The following is a 9,989-nucleotide window of genomic DNA, read 5'->3' as shown; positions in this document are numbered from 1 at the left end:
GGGCAGATTATCCACGCGTTACTCACCCGTGCGCCACTTTACTCATTCGCCGAAGCGAACTTTCTCGTACGACTTGCATGTGTTAGGCACGCCGCCAGCGTTTGTTCTGAGCCAGGATCAAACTCTCCAGTTTTAATCCTTGTAGAGATTTCTCTCTATCTTTTCAAAAGAAAAGGACCCACAAATCTATTATCCCACTATTCAATTTCCAAAGAACGAATCTATAAGCGAGCTGTTAGGATAATTCAACTTATCCTTGCTGTCAAGTATTATTTTTTTATAAGACCTTTGAAAATTACTTAACGCGTCGTTGCGAGGTACGAAGAACTGCGGTTATCTTATTGCTTATCAATAGCTTTTGAGATTACTCAACTCACCCCATGGTACATTCGAGGTTTCAGTTCACTGCAATGACAAAGTAAAAAAATTTCAAACATCATTTTTAATACCATTATAGTACTAAAAATTTCTGTCAACAACCAAAACGGATAGCTTTCTACATACTATTTAAACAATAGTCAAGATATATTTTAAGAAATTATTAATAATTATTTAACAGTGATAACGACGTGTTTTTTCTTGCCTTTTCTCAGATGGATTTCCCCATGTTCATTGAGATGGCTAATGTTAATCTTTTCATCGAACCTCTCTACCGGACGGTCATTGACATATATCCCACCCTGGGCAATCAAGCGTCTCGCATCTCCACTGGTTCCGGCTAAACCGGTTTCACAGGCAAGTTTAAAGGCGGGGATGCCCCTTTCGAGTTCTGACTTTGATTTCTCAGTCGAGGGAATAGCTGACACGTCACGCGTGGCATCCTCTCTTGGAATATTGCTTGAAGGAAAAAGCCCCTTTCCGACAGGTTTTGTATTAAAGGCCGTTGCAGAAGCCATCCACGCAGCAATCGCAGCCTCTTGGCCATGGGTTATCTTCGTCGCCTCAAAAGCCAGGACGGCCTTGGCCATGTTCAGCCTTGAATCGGCCAGACTTCGGACTTCTCTCACTTCTTCCATTGGCAAAAAGGTAAACAATGCCAGAAATCTCTCCACATCGGAATCATCTGTGTTGATCCAAAATTGATAATACTCATAAGGAGATGTCAGTTTTGGATCCAGCCAGACAGTTCCCCTTTCCGTTTTACCCATCTTATGTCCATGTGATGTTGTAATGAGAGGAAATGTCATGCTGAAAACGTTTCTTCCATCAATCCTCCTTATAAGATCACTGCCAGCCAGCATATTACCCCACTGATCATTTCCACCCATTTGGAGAACACAACCATAATTTTTGAACAGATACAAAAAATCATAGGCCTGGAGCAGCATATAATTAAATTCGATAAAATTGAGTCCCGTTTCCAGACGAATCCTGTAGCTCTCTGCCGCCAGCATTTTGTTTACACTAAAGTGTCTCCCTATATCCCTCAAAAATTCAATATATTTAAGTTCAGTCAGCCATTCCGCATTATTCAATAATATGGTCCTGTCCTTTTTAAAATCCATGTATTTCGATAGCTGACTTTTTAAACACGACGCATTATAATCAATTTCATCACGTGTAAGAATCTGACGCATTTCAGATTTCCCGCTCGGATCGCCAATAAGACCTGTCCCCCCACCGATCAGGATAATTGGCCTATGGTCATATTTCTGCATATGCATCAAAGCCATTATCGGCACAAGGCTCCCTATGTGCAAACTTGTCGCAGTTGGATCAAAACCAATATAACAAGTAATATTCTTATTTTGCAGAATGTTCCGGAGTTCCATCTCGTTCGAAACCTGTTCGACAAATCCTCTTTCGGTAAAAACATCATATACGCTCTTCAATTTCCATTCTCCGTAGCTACCTGAGAGGGGTTAACATGGCTTGACTTGCTATAACATTCCAGCATATCGCATTTTCCATTATCGTAACCAACCAGCCGATTATCGTTTCATTTTTTTCTCAGTTTCTCAAATTTATCGTCAATCTCTCAATTCCCTTGGCCCTGCCGCTTTTTCCATCAACATCGACAACAACACCCTGAAGTCGAACATCATCTTTTGCCACGTCAAACTTATTCGGCAGTTGGGTCAAAAACCTCTCAAGAACTGCATCTTTCCTTATACCGATAATCGAATTAAACGGGCCCGTCATCCCAACGTCTGTAATATATGCAGTACCACCAGGCAATATACTTTCATCGGCAGTCTGCACATGTGTATGAGTTCCCAGAACAGCACTGACCCGACCATCAAGAAACCACCCCAGAGCTTCTTTTTCAGATGTCGCCTCTGCATGGATATCAATAATAATAATCTTTGCCTTGTTCTTAATCTTTTCAATTTCTCTTTCAGCTGTTCTGAATGGACAATCAAGGGGCTTCATAAAGACCCTTCCCATCAAATTAATTACACCAACGGATATCCCCGAAGAATTAGGCATAACTACGGTTCCCCATCCGGGCGAACCCGCGGGGTAATTTGCTGGCCTGAGAAGTGTTTCGTAGTCTTCAGCAAATTCTCTAATTTCTTTTTTATCCCATATATGATTCCCTGAAGTCAACACGTTGATGTTATAACTGTATAGATCTTCAATGATATCTCTCGTCACACCAAACCCCGCAGCCGCATTCTCGCAATTCGCAATAACAAAATCAATCCGGCGCTCTGAAATGACTTCAGGAAGAAGTTCACGAACTGCCTGCCTTCCGGGTTTACCTACTATATCACCAATGAATAATATCTTCATATTTTGTATTTCTACCTTGCATAATCCGAAACTCGCGTTTCCCTAATCACCGTTACTTTTATCTGGCCAGGATACGTTAAATCAGCTTCAATCTTTTTGATAATGTCCTTGCAGAGCATAACTGCATCATCATCCGAGATTTTTTCATTTTCTACAAGTATACGGATTTCTCTTCCTGCTTGTATGGCATAACATTTATCAACTCCGCTAAAAGAATTGGCGATATTTTCGAGTTCTTCCAAACGCTTTACATAGGTTTCGAGCATTTCTCTTCGAGCGCCAGGCCTCGCCGCAGACAGAGTATCAGCCGCTTGAATAAGTATCCCCAAAAGCGTATTGGTCCGGCCGTCATCATGGTGAGTGGCAATTGCCTGCACTATTTTGGGAGATTCACCAAAGCGCTTTGCATAATCGGCCCCGATCGACGCATGAGTTCCTTCTACCTTGTGGTCCACTGCCTTTCCAATGTCATGAAGTAACCCTGCCCTTTTTGCCTCTTTAACATTCATTTTCAGCTCGGCAGCCATTATGCCGGTCAGGTGGGCAACCTCTACAGAATGCTGAAGGACATTCTGTGAAAAACTTGTCCTATACTTGAGACTTCCAAGGAGATAAATGATTTCAGGATGAAGATCATGAACCCCAACATCAAAGGATGTCCGTTCTCCTGTTTCACCAATAATCGTATCAACTTCCGTCTTAACCTTTTTAACTATATCCTCAATCCTCCCCGGATGAATTCTACCGTCTGTAATCAACCTTTCCAGGGATATTCTTGCTACTTCACGCCTGACGGGATCAAAACTTGAAAGGACAACCGCTTCAGGTGTATCATCAACGATCAAATCTATCCCCGTAGCAGCCTCTATTGCTCTAATATTCCTCCCTTCTCTCCCGATAATTCTCCCCTTCATTTCATCATTGGGAAGGTTAACTACTGATACCGTATTTTCGGCAATATATTCACTGGAATATCTTTGAATAGCGTAGGTGATTATTTCCCGAGCACTTTTATCAGCAGTCCGTTTTGTTTCTTCCTCTATCTTTCTTATGGTCATAGCTGCTTCCCGCTTTGCCACAGCTTCCATGGACTGGATAAGATAATTTTTTGCTTCTTCAGAGGAAATGCCTGCAATCTTCTCAAGCTTTTCTTTCTGCTCTTCAAGCATACGATTTAATCTGTCGTGCTTCTCATTAATCTGCGATTCCTTGTTAATCAGACCTTTCTCCCTGTTTTCAATACTCGTTTCTTTCTGAGACAACAAGTCTATCCTTCTATCAATGTTTTCTTCTTTGGAACGTAACCTTCTTTCCAGATTGTCGAGTTCCAGTTTCCTTTCCTTTGTATCTTTTTCGAATTCGGTTTTCGTTTTGAGAAGATTTTCTTTAGCCTGAAGTAATGCCTCTTTTTTTATTGTTTCTGCTTCCTTTTTTGCCTCATCGATAATTCTCGCCGAGAGGTTTTCTGAAGATTCCAGTTTTTTCTTGGAAAGTTTTTGTCTCAGAGCATATCCCAACACTGCACCTAAAGCCAAAGAACCGAATATAATCAATATAATTAAACTGTTATATATCAAAGCCTTTTACCTCCCTAATCTTTATGATATTGAACAGAATATCCAAGGCCAGTAATGGATATAACGTTCATTGTACGAAATGGAATTAAACTAATGGGACTATGACGGAAGGAATTTGAATGACTGCGCGGCTATGAGAATTGACCCATTGGAACCCCGTACTGTTACACAACAAAACCCCCGCCTATGCCGTGTTAACCACCTTTTTGAACCTTTTGACAAGGTGGGCACCCTATTGTTGCTTCAGGCTTTCCACCCCCGTTCTCACGGGATGCCGGCAGACATGCACACCGCTAACAAGGAAAGGCCCCCGGTTCCAAGGTGTTGGCTCAAAAAACGAATGTTAATCACGCACATCGCAGGGGATACTAATTTATATTTTATCTTATCTCATTAATAAGATTAAGCAATTCCTCAGATCTACCCTCTAGTTGATTACAAATATCTTCTTTGACTCCCTTAAATTTAAAATATTCGTCTGCAATGTTTAAAGCGACAAGTATGACAATATTCAAAGTATTAATATTATTTGATGTTTTTCCTACCTCTTCTACCTTGTCATTGACATACTTGACAACCCGTGCTACATGTTCATCCCCTGAATCAGTTAAAACTGACAATTCCTGCCCCAGTATATTGATATTAAAATGTTTTTCCAAATGCACGACCCTAATACTAATTACTAATTATGGTACATTGATATCCTGAAGCAAATCAAGCAGCGAGTCCACCTTCGTGCGTATTATATTCCTTCCCTCGTTTAATCCCCCTATTTTATTGTTCGCCTCTTCTAACTCCCGTCCTTTCGTTTTAAGAAGTTCTTCTAACTCATGATTCTTTTTTTTCAACAATGTATGTTCTTCGATAAGATTCTTGATTTTGCTTTCTAATTCTTCAAATTTAACAAGTTCCACAACTCACCATGTCCTTCATACGTTTTACGTTTCTTGATCGCGCTTCTTACAATTAATTTATTTTGAAAGCACACGAGTAATTTTTGTAAGAGCAACCAAATTCTGATTATCAAAGAAACCTTCGTTCAGTTTTATATCATGAATTCGGTTAAATTATGCCAATTCAGCCTATAAAAGTCAAGCGCTTATTTTACTCCATTATGGGTCAATCAGGACCTCAAACGACTGAGTGCAAAAAACGGTGAATTACATCTAATATTGTATTCTTATCATATATCCTACCCACCATTTCTCTGAATAGAGAGCCACCTCTTAATCCCTTTGTATACCAGAGAAGGTGTTTCCGGAAATTCCTGACACCGAGACTTTCCCCTGAGTATTTTATTTCCATGTCCATATGATGCCTTATAACATCCTCTCTCTCTGAGGGGAGCGGCGTCCGCGAATTCTTCCAATCCTCACAATATGATACGATATCTCTTATAATCCAAGGATTTCCAAGCGCCCCCCTTCCCACCATCACACCATCGGAACCGGTTGTGGTTATCATTCTGCAAGCACCCTCGGGACTTCCTATATCCCCACTTCCTATTACAGGAATGTACACGTTCTTTTTTACAGCCTCAATAATACCCCAGTCTGCCGCCCCACTGAATCCCTGATCAGCTGTGCGGGGATGCAGGATCACTGCATTTACTCCACAATCTTCAGCTATATGAGCAATCTCCAGCGCTTTCATTTCACCCTGACTCCATCCTGAGCGAATTTTTACAGTTAACGGTAATGATGTCGCCTTTCGTACTGCTTGAAGGATGAGACACACCTTTCCAGGTTCCTTCATCAGAGCTGCTCCGGCACCCGTCTTAACGACCTTTTTTACAGGACAGCCCATGTTTATATCCAATAGATCGGCACCCTGATCTGTAACTATTCTTGCCGCTTCTGAAAGAACAACCGGATCGGATCCGAAGATCTGGACGCCTAAAGGCTTGTCCTTCGGTGAGGAATCAAGATAGCGATAACTCTTCTCCGTCCGTCTGATGAGGCCATTGGCACTGATCATCTCTGTAAATGCTAATGCGCATCCGAATTCTCTCACGAGAGTCCGGAACGGCAGATTTGTAATGCCCGCCATGGGTGCTAAAAAAACGTTATTTTTTAGAGTCAAATTTCCAATTTTTACTTGCATATCATCAAACGTTCAGATGCCCTTCCGAGATCACCAAGCGTGTTAATACCCATTACTTCAACGGAATTTGCAGCGATGAATGACCTGCTCTTGAAACCCTTTTTCCAGGCGATGCCAACGATATCCGTAAGATAATATTCGTTCTGAACATTTTCATCGCCGATTTCTGCAACCGCTTCGAAGAGGAAATTACACTCAACACAGTATATACCTGTATTGATCTCCTTGATTGTCTTCTCGTCAGTCAACGCATCCTTTTCTTCTACAATCCGCACTACCTCCCCTTCTCCCCCTGCCTTAATCACTCGTCCATAACCGTAGGGATCATCGAGGATGGTTGTCAGAACCGTAACAACCGATTTTTCATAAATATGATCTTCAAGGAGAGCCCTGGCTGTCGAAGACAGCAATAGCGGAACATCACCGCATAAAATAAGGATCGTACCATCATAATTACGGAATGTATCTTTCGCCTGAAGAACAGCATGCCCTGTTCCTAGTTGCTCATGCTGCTCTACAAAGATCAACCCCTGATCCTTGAAAACATCCCTGACGAGATCCGCTTGATGACCGATAATTACCGCAATCTTTTCCACGCCAACTTCCCTTGCAACATTGACTGAATACGTCAGCAAAGGCTTACCGCAGAGAGGCTGGAGAACCTTCGCCATATCCGACTTCATTCTTGTCCCTTTTCCTGCAGCCAATATGATGGCACTCACCTTCCTTTTTTCACATTCATTCATTCATTCACCCAGTTCACCTTTTTTTTATTAACTGTTAGTTTCAATTTTCGACATCCATATCAACATCGAGGGGTAATTCAATTAAAACCTCTTTGATGGATTTTGCGTCTGCATCTTCTATTACAAAAAGGATGTTCCCATGTCTTAATGCATCCCTCCTTTTGGGTATCTTTCCCATCTCATAAAGCAAGAAACCACCAAGGGTTTCATAATCACCTTCAGGAATTTCAACTGCAGTAACCTGTTTCACTTTGTCAATATGTATCTGGGCATTGAAGAGATATTTCCCCGGGCCTATCTTTTTATACAATTTTTCACCCGTATCATATTCATCGTCAATTTCCCCCACAACCTCTTCCAATATATCCTCTACCGTCACAATACCCACAGCTCCTCCATATTCGTCAACGACGACGGCCATCCGCTCACCCCGGACATGTAATTCAATCAGCAAATCCTTGGCGATTTTCGTTTCCGGAACATAAAAGACCACCGGTTTCAAGCAACATGCTATCGTTTCATTTTCTGAAACATTTGACCGAGTTGCCACCTGTTCACGCAGATTTTCCAGAAGATCGAAATAATGCAAAATGCCTATGATATTAAAAATCTGATCACGATAAACGGGAATGCGCAGATAATTTTTTTCTGCTGCAAGCTTTGTAGCTTCCTGTAATGTTGCCGTCACGGGGAGGGAAATCATTTTTGATAGAGGAACCATGATTCTGCCAACCGTTACATCAGAAAAATCAATGATGTTCCTAACCATGTCTTTTTCCACACTCAGAATATCGGTGTTTACTCCCTGCTTTTCAAGAATATATTTCAATCCATTTTTCGTAACATATGAGTATGGATGACCGGCCTCACCGGTAGATATTTTTAACGTCCCCCGGGAGAGCTTCGCAACGAGATATACCACCGGGAAGAAGAGAAAGGACGAATACCAGATAAAGTGGGCAAGTTTTATAGCCATCGTTTCCGCATGCTGCCGGAAGAGACTTCTTGATACAATCATCAGCAGCAGTGTGGGAACCATGACCAGCATAGAAGCCATTTCGCCCCGGGCTGTACCCAGCATGGTGATGAAAAGGGCCGTTGCCAAGGTTGTGCTGGTCACGATAGACACATTGGTCCCCGTCAGGGTGGTGGCTAAAAACCATTCAGGCGATTCAAGAAGTTTTAAGGCAAGCCGGGCGGATCGGGAACCCTTCTTCGCCTTGTACCGGATACGGTTTATATCCGAGGAGATAAATGCAATCTCTCCCCCGGAGTACAAACCTTCCAGGCATAAACACAGCAAGATGACTATAAACGTGACCATGTTATCCATCAAGCGTTTTCTCTTTTCTCTCGACCCTCAGTATCAGAATTCTCGTGCCGCCCATCTTCTCCACTCTAAATGCATAATTTTCAAAGCAGACACTTTCCCCCTTTGATGGCAATTTCCCAAAGAGATGAAAGACAAAGCCGCCTACCGTGTCGAAATCCTCCGTGGAAAGGACAAGACCAGTCAGTTTACTGAACTCTTCCATCGACATCTTTCCCGAAACGAGGAATGTTTGTTCGTCAATCCTCTGCCAAAGGTTTGTCTTTAGACCATAGTTATCGTAGATGTCTTCAAACAGGTCTTCAAGGATATCTTCCAGGGTTACTAGACCGGAAACGCCGCCATATTCATCCACAACAATTGCCATCTGGATTTTCATCGTCTGAAAATCGCGCAGCATCGCTGCGGCGCTTCTCTCTTCCGGCACAAAATACGCTTTTCGCAGCAGTTTCTCTATTTGTCTTGTCTTTCCAACGTTCGCCATGCGGTGTAAAAGTTCTTTGGCAAAGAGAATGCCCCGAATATCATCACGGTCTGTTCCATAAACCGGAATCCGTTCATGGCGGGCCTTGATGACTTCCCTTTCCATATCTTCAATTCTTAAAGAAGCGGGAAGGCAAAACATATCGACCCGGGGGATCATGACCTCAGAAACCGGTTTATCTCCCAGTTCAAATACCCCGTGAATGAGATCACGCTGAGATGGCTCGATGGACCCTTCTTTTTCACCTGTGTCAACAAGGGTCCTGAATTCATCCTCTGTTACAGCAGCCCTTTCCCGCGAATGTCCGCTGGGAAATAGTGATACTATGAGGGCCGACACCGTTTCCAGAATCCAAACGACGGGACGCTCAACCCATGATACTATGGCAATAAACGGCGCCGCTGCAAAAGAGAGGCGTATCGGATAGGTCACGCCAAAGGTTTTTGGAACGGCTTCACCAAAAATGAGAAGCAATATGGTCGTGAAGGCAATAGACACCCACTGGCCGTCGTTCCCCAGCCACTGGATGAACAAAGAAGCCGTCAGCACGGAAAGGACGATATTCACGGCCTCGTTCCCCACGATGAGGGTAATCAGTAACCTCTTAGGATAATTCAACAAGCTGCGGATGGAAGACAGAAAGGGGAATCTCTCTTCCTGCATCTTATGCAGATGAAGAGGAGTAAGTGAAAAAAGAGCGGCCTCTGAACAGGAGAAAAATCCCGACAAAAGAAAAAGAATAACAAGCAATACAATTTTTAAAGTAATCAGGTAATCCAATTTTGATCTAAAGTTCTCCTCTTATTTAATTGAAAAAGGGTTCGAGAATTCAAGGTTTCCAGGGTTCAGGTGGTTGTTTTTCAACTATTTTTCAAGTGCCTTGAGCATCCCTTCACATTCACTCGAATCCTTGATTCCTTGACCCCTTGAATCCTGAAGACGGCATATATTGTACTTTATCAAATTTTAAGTGGTAAAGACAAATTATTAATGTAAATGCGTGATCAGATTTG

At 42.4% G+C, this 9,989-nt stretch carries 9 protein-coding genes, 1 rRNA gene and 1 other RNA gene; all 11 read right to left on the bottom strand.

Annotation, left to right across the window (positions count from 1 at the left end; translation table 11 throughout):
- A 16S ribosomal RNA gene (locus NTW12_02415) occupies positions 1–133 on the bottom strand; the annotation flags it as partial.
- A gap of 415 nt (positions 134–548) precedes the next feature.
- Complete coding sequence (gene tyrS, locus NTW12_02410; GenBank protein ID MCX5845200.1) at positions 549–1,832, bottom strand: tyrosine--tRNA ligase; 1,284 nt, start codon at positions 1,830–1,832, stop codon at positions 549–551.
- Positions 1,833–1,950: 118 nt separating this feature from the next.
- Positions 1,951–2,736, bottom strand: coding sequence for a TIGR00282 family metallophosphoesterase (locus NTW12_02405; GenBank protein MCX5845199.1), 786 nt, complete (start codon positions 2,734–2,736; stop codon positions 1,951–1,953).
- Positions 2,737–2,747: 11 nt separating this feature from the next.
- Positions 2,748–4,313, bottom strand: a complete 1,566-nt coding sequence (rny, locus tag NTW12_02400) for a ribonuclease Y (GenBank protein MCX5845198.1) — start codon at positions 4,311–4,313, stop codon at positions 2,748–2,750.
- 173 nt (positions 4,314–4,486) lie between these two features.
- Positions 4,487–4,681, bottom strand: a non-coding RNA gene (gene ssrS, locus NTW12_02395) — 6S RNA.
- A gap of 12 nt (positions 4,682–4,693) precedes the next feature.
- Positions 4,694–4,972, bottom strand: coding sequence for a cell division protein ZapA (locus tag NTW12_02390; GenBank protein ID MCX5845197.1), 279 nt, complete (start codon positions 4,970–4,972; stop codon positions 4,694–4,696).
- A 27-nt stretch (positions 4,973–4,999) separates the two neighbouring features.
- Positions 5,000–5,227, bottom strand: coding sequence for a cell division protein ZapB (locus NTW12_02385; GenBank protein MCX5845196.1), 228 nt, complete (start codon positions 5,225–5,227; stop codon positions 5,000–5,002).
- A 217-nt stretch (positions 5,228–5,444) separates the two neighbouring features.
- Positions 5,445–6,416, bottom strand: coding sequence for a tRNA dihydrouridine synthase DusB (gene dusB, locus NTW12_02380; GenBank protein ID MCX5845195.1), 972 nt, complete (start codon positions 6,414–6,416; stop codon positions 5,445–5,447).
- A complete protein-coding gene (locus NTW12_02375; GenBank protein ID MCX5845194.1) occupies positions 6,407–7,162 on the bottom strand; it encodes an NTP transferase domain-containing protein in 756 nt (251 codons plus the stop codon). Before NTW12_02375 ends, dusB begins: the two co-directional genes overlap by 10 nt.
- A 40-nt stretch (positions 7,163–7,202) precedes the next feature.
- Positions 7,203–8,495 (bottom strand): hemolysin family protein, encoded by a 1,293-nt coding sequence (locus tag NTW12_02370; protein ID MCX5845193.1) that lies wholly within the window; start codon positions 8,493–8,495, stop codon positions 7,203–7,205.
- Positions 8,488–9,756, bottom strand: a complete 1,269-nt coding sequence (locus NTW12_02365) for a hemolysin family protein (protein ID MCX5845192.1) — start codon at positions 9,754–9,756, stop codon at positions 8,488–8,490. Before NTW12_02365 ends, NTW12_02370 begins: the two co-directional genes overlap by 8 nt.
- Positions 9,757–9,989 lie beyond the last annotated feature (233 nt).

It is taken from the genome of Deltaproteobacteria bacterium, assembly GCA_026388545.1.
Classification (GTDB): domain Bacteria; phylum Desulfobacterota; class Syntrophia; order Syntrophales; family UBA2185; genus JAPLJS01.
The sequence above is the reverse complement of the archived record's forward strand: the minus strand, read 5'-3'. Positions and strand labels throughout refer to the sequence as shown.

Excerpts from the sequence above, each read along its gene's own strand:
- NTW12_02405 (MCX5845199.1), bottom strand. The coding sequence starts at position 2,736 with ATGAAGATATTATTCATTGGTGATATAGTAGGTAAACCCGGAAGGCAG.
- dusB (MCX5845195.1), bottom strand. The coding sequence starts at position 6,416 with ATGCAAGTAAAAATTGGAAATTTGACTCTAAAAAATAACGTTTTTTTA.
- NTW12_02375 (MCX5845194.1), bottom strand. The coding sequence starts at position 7,162 with ATGAATGAATGTGAAAAAAGGAAGGTGAGTGCCATCATATTGGCTGCA.
- NTW12_02370 (MCX5845193.1), bottom strand. The coding sequence starts at position 8,495 with ATGGATAACATGGTCACGTTTATAGTCATCTTGCTGTGTTTATGCCTG.